Genomic DNA, 14,810 nt, shown 5'->3' on the forward strand with positions numbered 1-14,810 from the left:
GCACCATAAGTTTCCGGTGAGTTTTAATTGGAAGGCCAGCCACGTCACCGGTTCATGCTATAATAAACAACATGAAAAAAATTGATGCAGGAACCAATTTTGTGCGTACCCACCTGGACATGTTTCGCTGTCCAACGTGTGGGCAACCATATGAAACAATCAGTGATCATAGTTTAGTGTGCCCGGAGCATCATGTGCTAGATGTGAATAAAAAGGGGAGCCTTTATTTTTTGAAGCATGCAGTGGCAACGGAGTACAACACTAACATGTTGGCGGCAAGACGACGGATGCTGACGGAAGGGCTTTTTTACCCAATCATTGAAGCGGTGAGCCAAGCATTACCGACTACCGCACAGCGGATTTTAGATGTGGGAACCGGTGAAGGGACACCATTAGCACAGTTAGATCAGTTACGTCGAAATGCAGATGATGCCTTGATTGGTTTTGATTTATCAAAGGACGGCGTCAATTTAGCGACGCAATTAGACAGTCAGGCATTCTTTTGCGTAGCTGACTTAGCGCAATTACCATTTAATGATGAAAGCTTTGATGCAATTATTGAATTGTTTTCACCTTCGGCTTATAAAGAATTTGAGCGGGTAACTCGGCCAGGCGGTCAGTTGGTTAAGGTGGTGCCAAACGCAAATTATCTGGTGGAGTTGCGACATGCATTGTACGACGAAAGTCAGCGGCAATACCATTATGAAAATGAGCGGGTGGTGGAATTGTTTGCTGAACATTATCCCGACATGAAACAAACGCAGCTCCAGTACGAATTTCCGATCGGAACAAGTCGCATTGAGGACATGTTGACTATGACACCGTTGAGTTGGGGTGCAGATGAGCAGCATCGAGAACAACTGCTGGCGCATCCTGTTGATCATGTGACAGTCGATGTTAGTCTTTTGACGGTGACGCTTCCATAGGCGCCATTGTAAGGTTACGAGACAAGTGCTAATATGCTTATGGAATCATTTGTTGGTTGATATCGAACAATTTCGTTAGCAATCTTCAGATTCGGACTTCATTAACGTAGCGTCTCGCTGTATTTTAATACCGAGGCGGCTACGTTTTTATTTTCGTTATTGCAATTATTGAACCCTTTTAAAGGAGAACTACTGTGACAAATCATATTGCGTTATTTGAACCCTTAATGCCTGCTAATACAGGTAATATTGCCCGTACTTGTGCGGGGACTGATACTGCTTTGCACCTGATTGAACCACTCGGCTTTTCTACTGATGATGCACATTTGAAACGGGCTGGACTAGACTACTGGGACAAAGTCGATATTACTTATCATGAAAGTTTGCCTGCCTTTATGGATGCGATTCCAGCAGAAGACGAGCTGTTCTTGGTTTCCAAATTTGCTAAACAAACTTATGTTGATCCTGATTACGCAAAGCAAGATCATGACTATTGGTTCTTATTTGGGAAAGAAACAACTGGACTGCCAGAACCCTTTATGCGGCAGCATCCCGACGAAGCGATTCGAATTCCGCAAGACGATAGTCACATCCGGGCGTTAAACCTATCGAACTCGGCCGCGATTGTCATCTACGAAGTGGTCCGTCAACAAGGTTTTAATCAACTTGAACAAGCACATTGGTACAAAAACGATAAATTGAAGTAAGGGGGACCACCTTGGCAACACGGAGAAAAACAACACGCAAAAAACGTCCAACGACGCGTAGAAAAAAAACGAATACTGGGTTTAAATACACCAAGAACGTGACTGGACTAGTAGTTGCACTGATTGCTTTGATGGGACTTTTACGGCTTGGTGCCGGTGGTATTTTTATTGCTAATAGCCTGGCCATTCTGGTTGGGAATACCAATCAAGTGCTAGCTATTTTACTAATTGTTGCGGGCATTATTGTCGGGGTGGCAGGGCATTTGCCCAAGCTACCCGTTAAACAATTAGTTGGTGGCGGACTCGTTTACTTTGGCGTTTTGATTTATGATCATTTACGGTTATTTACCGGCTTGAACTACCATACGAAATTTGTGGCGCTCACTTGGGGCATGTTAGGTGATAACTTTCGTGGTGGCACGTTAAATGGCAATACCGGTGGCGGTATGCTGGGTGCCTATGGGTACGCAGCCTGTTATCACCTGGTGGCTAACTTAGGAACAGCCATCTTATCCACCGTCTTATTGTTTGTCGGTGGGATGTTATTGCTAAATATTCCTTTTGCGACTGTCAGTAATGGCTTACTTGCAAGTTGGCGATTTATGGTTACTGGGGGGCAAAAGGCGGCGGCTTGGACGCAGCGATTTGTCCAGGATGCCGTGACACAAAATGCAACACCAGATAAGCCGGTCAAGAAACCAGCTGAGCCTGAGGCACCAACGGTTACGGAACCTACGACGCCAACGGTGGAAGCACCGGTAGTGACACCGACTAAGCCGATACCAACGCCGGCACCACCTAAGATTACGGTAGCGGCGGATCATGCTGACAAGGATAAACCGGAGCCAGAGCAAGCAGCGTTAGATTTAGGTGATCCTGGTGCTGACTTGAGCGATTATCAATTACCTACTGCAGCGTTGTTAACTAAGATTCCACAAACGGATCAAAGTAATGAATACAACGCCATCGAGAAGAACTCACAAACCTTACAAAAGACACTCGCGAGTTTTGGAGTGGACGCTGAAGTTAAAAACGTCAGCCTTGGACCATCGGTGACTAAGTACGAGTTGCACCCCGCAATTGGGGTGAAGGTTTCTAAGATCGTTAACTTGGCGGATGACTTAGCACTTGCTTTGGCCGCCAAGGATATCCGAATTGAAGCACCAATTCCCGGAAAATCTTTGATTGGGATTGAAGTACCAAATAAGGAAATTTTAACGGTCTCCTTCAGAGATGTGATCGAACATGAACCAGCACATCCTAATAAGGTGCTAACGGTACCTTTGGGGCGTGATGTCACAGGTAACATTGTGATGAGTGATCTGACGAAGATGCCGCATTTACTGATTGCCGGATCGACAGGATCTGGTAAATCGGTTGCCATCAACGGAATTATCACGAGCTTGTTGATGCAGGCTAAGCCAAATCAGGTTAAATTTATGCTGATTGATCCTAAACGTGTGGAACTGTCAGTTTATAATGACATTCCACATCTCTTGACGCCAGTTGTTTCTGAACCTAAGCGTGCTGCTAAAGCGCTGAATAAAGTGGTTGAGGAAATGACCCGGCGCTATGAGCTATTTGCAAACTTTGGGGTACGAAACATTGATGGCTATAACAAATTAGCTGCGGCCAATAATGAACATACCAATGTTGCTCAGCCGACGATGCCATATGTTGTTGCGATTGTTGATGAACTGGCTGATTTGATGATGACTGTTTCATCGGAAGTAGAAGGGTCCATTATTCGTATTGCGCAAATGGGTCGGGCAGCCGGAATTCACATGATCTTGGCAACGCAACGCCCATCTGTTGATGTTATTACCGGGTTGATTAAAGCAAACGTCCCATCTAGAATTGCCTTTGCCGTTTCTAGCGGAATCGATTCGCGGACGATTTTAGATTCAAACGGGGCCGAAAAGCTGTTGGGACGTGGGGATATGTTATATGAACCCATTGATCAAAATAAACCGGTGCGCGTGCAGGGCGAGTTTATCTCTGATAAGGATGTTGCCGCAGTGGTGGACTTCATCAAGGCTCAACAGACCGCAGAGTATGATGATTCGATGACGGTTAGCGATGCAGAACTGAGTGATGACAGTGCCGAAGAACATGCAGATGAGTTAGATGAGTTGTTTGATGATGCAGTGGCTTTCGTGCAGGACCAAAAGAAGGCATCAACGTCGTTACTTCAGCGCCGCTTTCGCATCGGCTACAACCGAGCAGCACGCATGATCGACGACATGGAAGCCCGCGGAATCGTAGGCCCAGCCGACGGATCAAGACCAAGACAAGTGCTATAACAGAGCGGTCGTTTGATCGCGTTTTAGCAAGAGTGGCCAGAACGCATTGATAAATTTAGTTGTTTATCTACAGCAAAGCAAAAGGGCGCGAGACAATATTTTGTCTCGCGCCCTTTTCGTATTTACAAGATTAGCTTATCAAACCGTGCGCCAAAGGATCGCCTTTAATCACGACTGACCGACTTTTGGTGCACATAAAACTACTTAAAACAGATTCAATGGTTGCAATGCCGCCAAGACGACACCGCCAAGAGTCAAGATAATCATTGCCCAGACAACAACCATGGTTAGTTTTTCAAATCCGCTACGCTTTTTCTTTTTTCTCATGAATGTGGATGAACTCCTTTGAAAATTTATCCTTAATGGTACAGTGTTCCGCTTTAAAGTACAAGAGGGGACTAGAACCAATCGTGGCGACGCAAGGTCATTGCGGTTGCAATGCAGATGACGATTGTAACGCCCATGATGAGTGAAAAGGCATGTGCTAGATGTGCAAAGGGTAGTCCAACATTCATACCATAGATACCACCGATGATTGTTGGAATCGTCATGACTAATGTAATGGAAGTTAATAACTTCATCACTTCGTTTAGATTGTTTGACACAACTGCCGAGACCATGTTGCTGAATTGTCCCAGAATGTCACTTTGAATACTGGCCATCGTTTGTGCTTGTTCTGTTTCGATAATGATTTGGCTCAGCAGTTCCTGAAACTTAGGACCGTTAAAGTAATCGGGTGCAGCAGAGATTTGATCGAGCACGGGTCGGTTATCCGTTAATGCACTGGTGAAAACGGTGAGTGCTTTTTGCATCGCCATGATTTTATAGAGTTGGTCATTGTGAGTAGCCGTCGTTAGCTGTCGTTCTAAACTACGCGTGGCAACCTCGGTGTCAGATAAAGCCTTGACGAAGGAGTGTGCGACATACCAACCGAAGCGTAAAACAAAATCTTGGCGATCACTAATTTTAATGGCCGTTTGATCGCCACTCATAATGAAATCGTGAATGAAGGCGGCGGGTTCATTTGAAATGGTAATTACGGCACTATCGGTCAGCACAAAGGAAATTGGATAGGTGGCGTAGGTCAAGTAACCTAATGGGCTGGTTTGTGATCGTGGAAACTGCAGTAGTAGATGTAAGGCTGATTGTGGGCGAAGTGGATCAATACCGTCGACGCGCGCTTTTTCACGATTATCCAAGACTGCGGAAATGTAGCTGGCGGGGATGTTGTAGTTACTAGCTAACATCTGAATGTCGGCATGTGTTGGGCGCTCAACGTTGATCCAACAGTTTTTTTGCGGTTGATCAACCGGCAGCAAACGACCGGCTGCATCATTAATAAAATATTCAATCATGTGTCATATTCTCCCGGGTGGCTTCTTTGTTTCACATGATAGGCGATTGCAGGCGTGTTTTCAAACCAGTATACTAACAATGAAATTTACGACGAGGTGAAATGGCGTGCGCAGTTTTTCAAATGGACTTTTGATTGAACTTTTAACATTGGTTTTACTGTTTATGGTGGCACTTTTGCTGCGCCGCTTTTTAAATAATTGGTGGCCGGCGTGGCTACATCCGTTAGACATCTTGCTGCCGGTAGTACTGATTGTCACAGCACAACGAGTTGGCACGATTAGTGTGCGGCCGATTTTTTTATGGTTATTGGTAATCTGGTTTGTCATTGGTCTTGCAACGAGTTGGCGAACCTTTCAGGGACGTAAGCCGGTGCCTTACAAAAACTTTATCTTAGTGTTTTGGCGGCTGAGCGATTTGTATTGGGTTGGTGCGTACGCACTAGCCGCAATTATTAGTGTCGTTGTTCGATAACAAAATTTGGGAAAACTCCCCACCCATTCCCCACATTCTTAAAAATAGCGTTGATGACTGTCAATACGGCAATCATCAGCGCTATTTTATTTTGTGAACGGTGGCTATGTAACAAAATGATGTCAAACTTTTAGTTCACGTGGTAGATAGTGGGGGAATGTGGTAAGCTTTTTTTATAACAAAGGTGGGTGTAGTCCAACGACATTATGTTGGGTTGCATGCGAATAATTTATAGAAAGGTGGGGCGGCTATGTTTATCGGTGAATTTCAGCACAATGTAGATGACAAAGGCCGTCTCATCATTCCTGCCAAGTTTCGTAATCAACTTGGTGACAAGCTAATGGTGACACGGGGACTGGACGGTTGTTTGTTCGGCTATGCAGAAAACGACTGGAATGAACTTGTCGAAAAAACACAGGCATTGTCACTGACGAAAAAGGACGCACGTGCGTTTGCGCGGTTCTTATTTGCCGGTGCTACGGAATGTGAATTTGACAAACAGGGTCGGATTAACATCCCAACGCCTTTACGTGATCACGCGAAGTTAGCCAAAGCCTGTGTCATTGTTGGTGTGTCAGACCGGTTTGAAATCTGGGATGCTGATAAATGGCAAGACTACAACGCTGCTACTGAAGCAAATATCGATGAAATTTCAGAGGCCATGGGCGACTTTGATTTCTAACTACCACTAACTTTGAAAGGAGCACTAACATGACAGAATTTAATCACGTAACTGTGCTCTTGAATGAAGCGGTGGCAGGATTGGCGATCAAGCCAGACGGCGTGTATGTAGACTGCACACTGGGTGGCGGAGGCCATACAGCAAAGATTTTAAGCGAATTAACAACCGGTCATCTATACGCCTTTGATCAAGATGAAACGGCACTCGCATACAATCGTGAACATTTGGCTGAACCAATTGCGGCTGGCAAATTAACGTTAATTAAAGCCAATTTCCGAGAATTAAAGGATCAGTTGGCGCAACTTGGAATCAGCTCAGTCGATGGCATTCTTTACGACTTGGGAGTCAGCTCTCCACAATTCGATGATGCAAAGCGTGGCTTCAGCTATCGGTTAGAAGCACCACTCGATATGCGCATGAATCAAGATCAAGCACTTTCAGCGATGGAAGTGGTTAACGACTGGGAATACAGCCAGTTGGTGCGCATCTTCTATCGGTATGGTGAAGAAAAGTTTGCCAAGCAGATTGCCCGGCGCATTGAACAGGTGCGCGCAGAGGCACCGATTAAAACGACGACACAATTAGCTGTCATCATTAAAGAAGCCATTCCTGCTGCAGCCAGACGTCATGGTGGTCATCCAGCTAAGAAGACCTTTCAAGCCATTCGGATTGCGGTTAATGACGAGCTCGGCGCTTTAGAAGCTTCTATAGAACAAGCGCTGACCTTGCTGAACCCAACTGGTCGAATCAGTTGTATTACGTTCCAATCTTTGGAAGATCGCTTAGTCAAGACGATGTTTAAGGAACAAACAGTATTGCCGGAACTACCTGCTGGCTTACCAGTCGTTCCCAAAGAAATGGAACCAGATTTTCATTTGGTGAATCGCAAACCCATTGAAGCGACGGCCACTGAGTTGACGGAAAATCGCCGGTCACACAGCGCTAAGCTACGGGTTATTGAACGCAACGCTGACTAAGAATTGTTGATTAATTAAACTTACATACATTAAGGAAGCTGATTTAAATGGCACAAAATCTAGCGCAGGCACAACCATACAGCACACCACAACGCGCACAACCTAAACAAATTGAAACGGTTACCCCACAAGCGGCGCCTAAACGATTGCCGATTTCCGGATTTGAAATTTTGCTGGGTGCCATTTGTGGTATTGTTATCGTATGCTTTGCGGTTAATATCATTCATTCACGTATTGACATTACGAATGCCCAACGCAATTTACAAACGACGCAAGTACAACTGAGCCACGTGAATAATGAAAATGCGGCTGCTACGCAAGAAATCAGCGAGCTAACGAGCCGCACCCGTTTAGACACGGTGGCCAAGAAAAATGGCTTAACCTTAACGAGCCAAAACATAAGGAATGTTAGCAAATAATGAATAGAGACCCGAACGAAATGTCCAGCTTTGATAACACACGTCGTAACCGGCGGCACTTTGGGAATGTGCTGTTGGTTGCTACTCTTGTTGTGTTTATCTTGCTGGGCATTCGTTTTATTTATATCTCTGTTGGTAAGCATGTGCAGCATGTCAGTTTGTCAAAACAAACGCAGGCATTGTACACGGAGCAACAGACGATCCACGCGCAGCGAGGCACTATTTACGACGCTGATAAAAATCCCATCGCCATGGATACGAATACATATACCGTTTATGCAGTGCTGAATAAGCGGCAAGTGGGTGCCAATGGCAAACCGCTGTATGTGACGAATAAGGCGAAGGCTGCGCAAGTGCTGAGTAAAGCGTTGCACATGGATGAAAAAAAGATTGCCCAAATTTTGAATCCAGAAAACAAAAACACTTTCCAAGTTGAATTTGGTGCTGCTGGAAAGAACCTTTCAATTGCGACGAAAAAGTCGATTGAAGCAGCTCACTTAAATGGTGTGAGCTTCACGACACAAAGCGCGCGGTTGTATCCAAACGGTATTTTTGCCAGCCACATGATTGGTTATGCACAGCCAACGGTGTTATCCGGCGGTGCGACTACCTTAGCCGGAAAAATGGGATTAGAACAGCAACTAAATAAGCAACTTTCAGGAGAAAATGGGGTTAAACAGGTTAAACATGATTCGCTGGGCTATACGCTGCCAGATTCACAGCAGAACAAAAAGCCGGTGAAAAATGGGGACAATGTTTACACAACCTTGAATCCTGACTTACAAAATCTGCTGGAAAACCAGATGCAGATTTTAAATGATAAGTTGCAGCCTAAGAACATGGTTGCCATGCTGTTAGATACTAAGACCGGTAAGATTCTAGCAGCCAGTCAGCGGCCAACCTTTAATGCGACCACGATGGAAGGTCTAGATGCGCAGTGGACCAACTTATTGGTTTCAGATCCATATGAGCCTGGGTCAACCATGAAAGGGATCTCGTTGGCGGCATCCATTGACTCAGGACATTTCAAAGGTAGTGATACTTACCAATCAGGGCGTTACCGGATTGGGAATGCTATCGTGCCAGACTGGAATCCTGCTGGGTGGGGCGTGATTTCTTATTCTAAGGGATTTGATTTATCCAGTAACGTAGCCATGGCGCATTTGGAACAACAGATGGGTCCAACTACGTGGCAAAAGTACATTAAGAACTTTGGTTTCTTGAAATCGACGAACAGCGGCTTACCCGGTGAAGCTCATGGGACGATGCAGTTTGCCCAACCGATTGAGCAAGCAAATACGGCTTTTGGACAAGGAATCACGGTCACACCAATGCAATTGATGCAAGCTTACACAGCGATTGCAGGTAACGGAACGATGATTAAGCCATATTACTTGGATAAAGTGGTCGACCCGAATACAGGTAAAACAGTGTATCGCGGTAAAACCGAAACGGTGGGGCATGCGATTAGTGCCGAAACGGCCGCTAAGGTGCGCAACCACATGACTGATTACGTGTATAAGTCCTATGGAATGGGGCACGACTTTAAGATCAATGGGTACAAAGTCGCCGCAAAGACTGGGACTGCGCAAGTGGTTGGTAGTAACGGTCAGTATATGGACGGGATGGATTCAACGCTGAACTCAGTGATTGGGATGGTTCCAGCAAAGAATCCTCGGTACTTGATGTATGTGACGGTTAATCAACCAAAGCAAGTGCCTGAGAAGACCATCACACAATGGGAAAATGACGTGTTTGGTCCTGTCATGACGGAAGCCTTGGCAATGAACCAGGCAACGGCACTGCGTGGTAAAGAAACAAGTACTAAGGTACCGAAGCTTGTTGGTCAAAGTGTCGATGATGCGAACAAGACGTTAACAGATATGTCGTTAACACCGGTTGTTGTGGGTGACGGTGATAAGATCACTGCGCAACTACCAGCTGTTGGGCAAAAGACACTGAATAATCAGCGGATTTTCCTTCGTGCAGGTAATAATCTGACCATCACGGATATGAAAGGCTGGTCCATGGGTGATGTGCTGGCCTATGCGAAGTTAACAGGACTGTCATTGCGGACTTCTGGTAGTGGATTTGCCACAGAACAGAGCATTGCACCAGGTAAAACCATTCAGCCTGGGAATGATATTACGGTTAAATTTAAATAGAAAAATCAAAAAAATAATAAATCAGCGTTAACTAACACCGTTTTCGCTGTAAAATGAAGATTACTGATGTGAAAGTGGGAAAGTAAGCATGCAAGTTGGGTTATGGATTTGGTCACTGGTTGTCGCGTTTGCATTGACGGCCGCGTTTCTTCCGTTTTTGATCCGGTACTTCCGGGCTCACGGTGAGGGACAAACGATTTGGGAAAAGGGCCTTAGCTGGCACGAAAAGAAAAACGGAACGCCTACAATGGGCGGGCTAATGTTTATCAGCGCAACGGTGGTCACAACGATTATCGTTGGTTTAATCCATGGTGATTTAGACACTAGCGCAGGTATCTTATTATTCACGATGGTCTTTTACGGATTATTGGGGATGTGGGATGACTCCATCAAGGTCTTCAATCGACAAAATGACGGCTTGAAGGCTTGGCAAAAGTTATTGGGCCAAGTGGTTGGCGCCGTCATCTTCATGATTGTCTTCATGCATGAAGGGTTCTCGATGAGCCTTCACATTCCACTTGTTGGAAATGTAGCTTTGGGATTACTTTACCCAGTGTTTGCTATTATCTGGCTGATTGGTTTTTCAAATGCCGTTAACTTAACGGATGGCCTCGATGGTTTAGCAACTGGGCTATCCATCATTAGCTTCTTGGCGTATGCGATCATTGCGCAACATCAGCATCAGTACGGCGTATTACTATTCTGTGTAGCGGTTGTTGGTGCATTAGCAGCGTTCTTGCTGTGGAACCACAAGCCTGCACAAATCTTCATGGGTGACATGGGATCACTTGCCTTAGGTGGTTCATTGGCCGCTGTCGCAATCTTGTTGCATCATGAATTATCGTTGCTGTGGGTTGGCGGTGTGTTTGTCATTGAAACGGCAACCGTCATCATTCAGGTGTCATATTTCCGGTTGACACATGGAAAACGGTTATTCAAGATGACACCCATTCATCACCAGTTTGAACTTGATGGCTGGAGTGAATGGCGCATCGATGGCACTTTTTGGGCGATTGGTGCTGTCCTGGCGCTGACTGGCGTTTGGGCAATGTGGTAGGCTTAATATAGAAAAATTTATCGGCACCGTTTCAATGGATGGCAAAACATTCTGGCACGGTGCCATTTACATAACTTAAGTTAAAAATGAAAAGGGCGATTATTGTGAAGAATGTGACCACATATCAAAATAAAAAAGTACTCGTTTTAGGACTTGCTAAGAGTGGCACTAGCGCAGCACAACTATTGAAGAAATTGGGCGCTTTTGTAACGGTGAATGATGCCAAGCCATTTGATGAAAATCCTGCAGCGCAAGCCTTGGTTAGTGAAGGCATTCGGGTGATTGCTGGGAGTAATCCAGTGTCACTTTTGGATGAAGACTTTGCATTGGTGGTTAAGAACCCAGGAATTCCTTATAGCAATCCGCTCGTTAAAGCAGCGCTTGCACATGAGATCCCAGTTATCTCTGAAGTGGAACTTGCGGCGCAGGTCAATGATGCAATGTTGATCGGGGTTACAGGCACAAATGGTAAAACCACTGTGACGACCATGATCACCAACATGCTTAATGAAGGGCGCACGACCGGACAGGCTAAGTACGCAGGAAATATCGGTGTGCCTGCGACTGAAGTTGTTCAAGAAGTCGGTCCTGACGATGTTCTAGTAACGGAACTTTCTAGTTTTATGCTTGCAGGCATTGATACATTGCATCCCCACATCGCTGTCATTACGAATATGTATACGGCCCACATCGATTGGCATGGCAGTCGTGAAGCATATGTTGCGGCTAAGATGCGCATCACGATGAACCAAACGAAAGATGATTTCTTAATCATGAACTGGGATTTGCCAGAACAGCATGAACTAGCTAAGCAATCGGCTGCTCAGATTATTAAAGTGTCACGTCAAGGAGCCGCTGATACAGATGCCTATGTTGAAGATGGTCAGCTGATGTGGCGTGATGAAGCAATCATGGCCGTTGCTGACATTAACGTGCCAGGCGAACAGAACGTTGAAAATGCGCTGGCTGCATTGGCTGCTGCCAAGGTTGCTGGACAAGGTAATGCGGCAATCGCCCAAGTCTTAACCCACTTTGCCGGTGTGCGGCATCGCTTGCAGTATGTGCTGGAACATGACGGTCGGAAATTCTATAACGATTCAAAAGCGACTGATATTGAAGCCACACAGATGGCTTTGCGTGGCTTCAAACAACCCGTTGTATTGTTGGCTGGTGGTTTGGATCGGGGCTTCAAATTTGATCGTTTGGCACCTGATTTGAAAGAACACGTGAAGGCCATTGTCTTATTTGGTGAAACGAAGACGTTATTAGCGGATGCTGCTAAAGAAGCAGGTATCTCCCAGATTGAATTTGCAGACGATGCTGTGGCGGCGGTACCCGTTGCGTACAAGTTGAGTGAACCAGGCGATATTGTGCTATTATCACCGGCTAATGCGTCATGGGATCAATTCCCAAGCTTTGAAGTCCGAGGCGATAAGTTCATTCAAGCTGTGGAACAGTTAACTGGTCAAAAAGAGGAGTAACTTGTATGCGATTAATGGTATCTGGTGGCGGCACAGGGGGACATATTTACCCAGCCCTCGCCTTAATTGATGATTTGAAGGCTCATGATGAACATGCACGGGTCTGTTATGTTGGTACACAGCGTGGACTGGAAAGCAAAATTGTGCCAGCGCGAGGGATTCAATTTGAAACGATTAAATTACAAGGCTTCTCACGGAAAATGAACTGGCACGGTATAACCACCAACGTAGAAACGATTCATCTGTTTTTAAAAGGTGTGCGTGATGCGCGTAAGATTATTAAGGACTTTCAACCGGATGTTGTGGTTGGAACTGGTGGTTACGTGAGCTCGGCCGTGTTATATGCGGCCAGTCGGATGGGCATTCCAACGCTGATTCATGAACAAAATTCCGTTGTTGGGGTCACAAATAAATTTTTGTCCCGTTTTGTTAACAAGATTGCCATCGCCTTTGCGGATGCTAAAAGTCAATTTCCGGAACAAAAAGTTATCTTTACTGGAAACCCACGGGCACAACAGGTTGCCCAGATGCACAGTGACTTTCAATGGTCGAGCTATGAATTGAAAGATGATGTGCCAACGTTGCTGATTTTTGGTGGTAGTCAAGGGGCGTTGAAGATTAATGCAGTAAGCGTTAAAGCCATTCCTGAATTCAACAAACGTCCTTACCAAGTGGTATTTGTGACCGGTCAAAAACGGTTTGATGATGTTCAAGAACAAATGAAAGCTGCCAAGATCACGCTTGCTGAAAACGTGAAGGTCGTCCCATACATCAGTAACATGCCAGAGGTCTTGCCGAAGGTTGCTGCAATTGTTGGTCGGGCAGGTGCCACAAGTTTGGCTGAAATTACTGCTTTGGGAATCGCCTCAATTTTGATTCCAAGCCCGTATGTGACTAATGACCATCAAACTAAAAACGCGATGAGTCTTGTTAATCAAGGCGCCGCAGAGATCATTACGGAGGCTGACTTGTCGGCAGATACGTTGATGACGACCGTGGATCAATTGATGACAGACGAAATGAAACGCACAAAAATGGCCGCTGCTGCTCGTAAAATGGGTGTGCCAGATGCCGCTGATCAATTATTAAAAGTTGTGACCGAGTTAGCTAAGTAAAAACTAAACATCTTTGAAAGGGGCGGTGATCATCGCGAATCGTGTCAAAGCAAAACAAAAAACGTCCTGGTGGCGCCGTCTGTTCCATAGACGCCCCAAGTTGACCATTGCAAAGCCGCCGGTAAAGCCGCTACAACCAATCAATGCGACGCCGCCTAAGCCACCTCATAACGACATGGCGAACCGGCATCGTCGTCACTGGTTGGCTGGTGTGTTTGCCACCGGGATTGTCGTCGCCGGAATTTTAGGGTCACCGTTATTTGCCGTTCAACAAATCACAGCGAAGCCCACGCGCAATTTATCAGCGAAACAAGTTGTAACGGCTAGTGGGGTGATTACCGGGCAACCGATGTGGACCATCTGGGGACACCAGGGGAAAATCCTGCAGGCCGCTCGTAATAATAATGATTTGATTCAAGATATTCGGGTAACAACCAGTGGCTTAGGGAAAGTTCAGTTGCAAGCCAAGGAATATCGCCAGGCCGGTTATTTAGTCAAAGGCGATCGCTATTATGTTGTGATTGAAAATGGGCGTATCTTGCACACGGCCTTACAGCATCCAACTGCTAGTTATCCGGTGTATGGCGGATTTAAACATGATGCAATGTTTGCGACCGTGATTCATCAGTACGCGGGTTTACCGGCAGACGTGAAGCGGGGCATTTCGCAAATTGACTTTGCACCGCACAAAGCAAATCCGGAACGATTGCATCTGTTTATGAATGACGGCAACGAAGTGTATGCGAGTGCGTCAACGTTGCGTTCGAAAATGAAATACTATGCTGGTATTGCTAGTCAAATGAATGGCAAAGGCATTATCAATTTAGAGGTCGGCGCGTACTCGTATCCATTTGGGTTTAACGATTCGTCAGTGCCTAGTGAAAGCGAGACGTCTACTAGTCAGTCACCTTCAGATTCGACCACTGCGACAAATGAGCAAACCAGTCAAGCGGGTCAACCAGCAACACAATGACCGTGATTTTCTTAAAGAACTTTGAAAGTGTTACCAAACGCCGCTACAATGCGGTGTTTTTTTATTTGCGGGTGCGAAAGACTGATTAAGTATGGTAAACTTTTAGGTAATTGGAATGTTGGGGTACTCTCTGTATCGCCAACGCTCTGGCATCAAAAAAATTAAAACAAATTGGGTC

14 protein-coding genes are annotated in these 14,810 nt (G+C 45.6%); 12 read left to right on the forward strand and 2 right to left on the reverse strand.

All coding sequences use genetic code 11. The annotated features are described in order from the left end of the window. Window positions 1-71: 71 nt before the first annotated feature. The 3 genes from IV55_RS04655 (at window position 72) to IV55_RS04665 (ending at window position 3,936) form a co-directional block, all read left to right on the forward strand. Window positions 72-926, forward strand: coding sequence for a methyltransferase domain-containing protein (locus tag IV55_RS04655; RefSeq protein ID WP_057809834.1), 855 nt, complete (start codon window positions 72-74; stop codon window positions 924-926). Window positions 927-1,120: 194 nt separating this feature from the next. Next, on the forward strand, window positions 1,121-1,633 hold the full coding sequence (locus IV55_RS04660; RefSeq protein ID WP_057809836.1) for a tRNA (cytidine(34)-2'-O)-methyltransferase: 513 nt from the start codon (window positions 1,121-1,123) through the stop codon (window positions 1,631-1,633). 11 nt (window positions 1,634-1,644) lie between these two features. Next, the gene (locus IV55_RS04665; protein ID WP_057809838.1) at window positions 1,645-3,936 is read left to right on the forward strand and encodes a DNA translocase FtsK; all 2,292 of its coding nucleotides are present in this window, start codon (window positions 1,645-1,647) and stop codon (window positions 3,934-3,936) included. 204 nt (window positions 3,937-4,140) lie between these two features. Here IV55_RS04665 and IV55_RS04670 read toward each other — a convergent pair whose 3' ends face one another. Together IV55_RS04670 and IV55_RS04675 are read right to left on the reverse strand one after the other, a co-directional pair. Next, window positions 4,141-4,263 carry a DUF4044 domain-containing protein gene (locus IV55_RS04670; protein WP_057809840.1) on the reverse strand — a complete coding sequence of 41 codons (123 nt, stop codon included), beginning with the start codon at window positions 4,261-4,263 and terminating at the stop codon, window positions 4,141-4,143. A gap of 71 nt (window positions 4,264-4,334) precedes the next feature. Then, window positions 4,335-5,291: a magnesium transporter CorA family protein gene (locus IV55_RS04675; RefSeq protein WP_057809842.1), complete on the reverse strand. Its 957-nt coding sequence runs from the start codon at window positions 5,289-5,291 to the stop codon at window positions 4,335-4,337. A gap of 106 nt (window positions 5,292-5,397) precedes the next feature. On the opposite strand from IV55_RS04675, the gene IV55_RS04680 reads away from it, so the two are divergent. The 9 genes from IV55_RS04680 (at window position 5,398) to IV55_RS04720 (ending at window position 14,632) form a co-directional block, all read left to right on the forward strand. Continuing rightward, the gene (locus IV55_RS04680) at window positions 5,398-5,763 is read left to right on the forward strand and encodes a DUF3397 family protein (RefSeq protein WP_057809844.1); all 366 of its coding nucleotides are present in this window, start codon (window positions 5,398-5,400) and stop codon (window positions 5,761-5,763) included. A 250-nt stretch (window positions 5,764-6,013) separates the two neighbouring features. Next, the gene (mraZ, locus tag IV55_RS04685) at window positions 6,014-6,445 is read left to right on the forward strand and encodes a division/cell wall cluster transcriptional repressor MraZ (RefSeq protein ID WP_057809846.1); all 432 of its coding nucleotides are present in this window, start codon (window positions 6,014-6,016) and stop codon (window positions 6,443-6,445) included. Between the two features lie 29 nt (window positions 6,446-6,474). Next, entirely contained in the window at window positions 6,475-7,422 is a 948-nt protein-coding gene (gene rsmH / locus IV55_RS04690; protein WP_057809848.1) for a 16S rRNA (cytosine(1402)-N(4))-methyltransferase RsmH, read from the forward strand. A gap of 47 nt (window positions 7,423-7,469) precedes the next feature. Continuing rightward, window positions 7,470-7,841: a cell division protein FtsL gene (gene ftsL, locus IV55_RS04695; RefSeq protein WP_057809850.1), complete on the forward strand. Its 372-nt coding sequence runs from the start codon at window positions 7,470-7,472 to the stop codon at window positions 7,839-7,841. 20 nt (window positions 7,842-7,861) lie between these two features. Continuing rightward, window positions 7,862-10,006 carry a penicillin-binding transpeptidase domain-containing protein gene (locus IV55_RS04700; protein ID WP_237756164.1) on the forward strand — a complete coding sequence of 715 codons (2,145 nt, stop codon included), beginning with the start codon at window positions 7,862-7,864 and terminating at the stop codon, window positions 10,004-10,006. An 88-nt stretch (window positions 10,007-10,094) separates the two neighbouring features. Further along, complete coding sequence (mraY, locus tag IV55_RS04705) at window positions 10,095-11,063, forward strand: phospho-N-acetylmuramoyl-pentapeptide-transferase (protein WP_057809853.1); 969 nt, start codon at window positions 10,095-10,097, stop codon at window positions 11,061-11,063. A gap of 104 nt (window positions 11,064-11,167) precedes the next feature. Continuing rightward, window positions 11,168-12,544 carry a UDP-N-acetylmuramoyl-L-alanine--D-glutamate ligase gene (gene murD / locus IV55_RS04710; RefSeq protein WP_146993591.1) on the forward strand — a complete coding sequence of 459 codons (1,377 nt, stop codon included), beginning with the start codon at window positions 11,168-11,170 and terminating at the stop codon, window positions 12,542-12,544. A gap of 5 nt (window positions 12,545-12,549) precedes the next feature. Next, window positions 12,550-13,659, forward strand: coding sequence for an undecaprenyldiphospho-muramoylpentapeptide beta-N-acetylglucosaminyltransferase (gene murG / locus IV55_RS04715; RefSeq protein WP_057809856.1), 1,110 nt, complete (start codon window positions 12,550-12,552; stop codon window positions 13,657-13,659). 100 nt (window positions 13,660-13,759) lie between these two features. Continuing rightward, complete coding sequence (locus IV55_RS04720; RefSeq protein WP_146993590.1) at window positions 13,760-14,632, forward strand: cell division protein FtsQ/DivIB; 873 nt, start codon at window positions 13,760-13,762, stop codon at window positions 14,630-14,632. Window positions 14,633-14,810 lie beyond the last annotated feature (178 nt).

It is taken from the genome of Furfurilactobacillus siliginis (assembly GCF_001437435.1).
Taxonomy (GTDB): domain Bacteria; phylum Bacillota; class Bacilli; order Lactobacillales; family Lactobacillaceae; genus Furfurilactobacillus; species Furfurilactobacillus siliginis.

Coding starts and splice junctions, on each gene's coding strand:
- mraY (WP_057809853.1), top strand. CDS start 10,095: ATGCAAGTTGGGTTATGGATTTGGTCACTGGTTGTCGCGTTTGCATTG.
- IV55_RS04670 (WP_057809840.1), bottom strand. CDS start 4,263: ATGAGAAAAAAGAAAAAGCGTAGCGGATTTGAAAAACTAACCATGGTT.
- IV55_RS04675 (WP_057809842.1), bottom strand. CDS start 5,291: ATGATTGAATATTTTATTAATGATGCAGCCGGTCGTTTGCTGCCGGTT.
- IV55_RS04700 (WP_237756164.1), top strand. CDS start 7,862: ATGTCCAGCTTTGATAACACACGTCGTAACCGGCGGCACTTTGGGAAT.
- ftsL (WP_057809850.1), top strand. CDS start 7,470: ATGGCACAAAATCTAGCGCAGGCACAACCATACAGCACACCACAACGC.
- mraZ (WP_057809846.1), top strand. CDS start 6,014: ATGTTTATCGGTGAATTTCAGCACAATGTAGATGACAAAGGCCGTCTC.
- IV55_RS04655 (WP_057809834.1), top strand. CDS start 72: ATGAAAAAAATTGATGCAGGAACCAATTTTGTGCGTACCCACCTGGAC.
- murG (WP_057809856.1), top strand. CDS start 12,550: ATGCGATTAATGGTATCTGGTGGCGGCACAGGGGGACATATTTACCCA.
- rsmH (WP_057809848.1), top strand. CDS start 6,475: ATGACAGAATTTAATCACGTAACTGTGCTCTTGAATGAAGCGGTGGCA.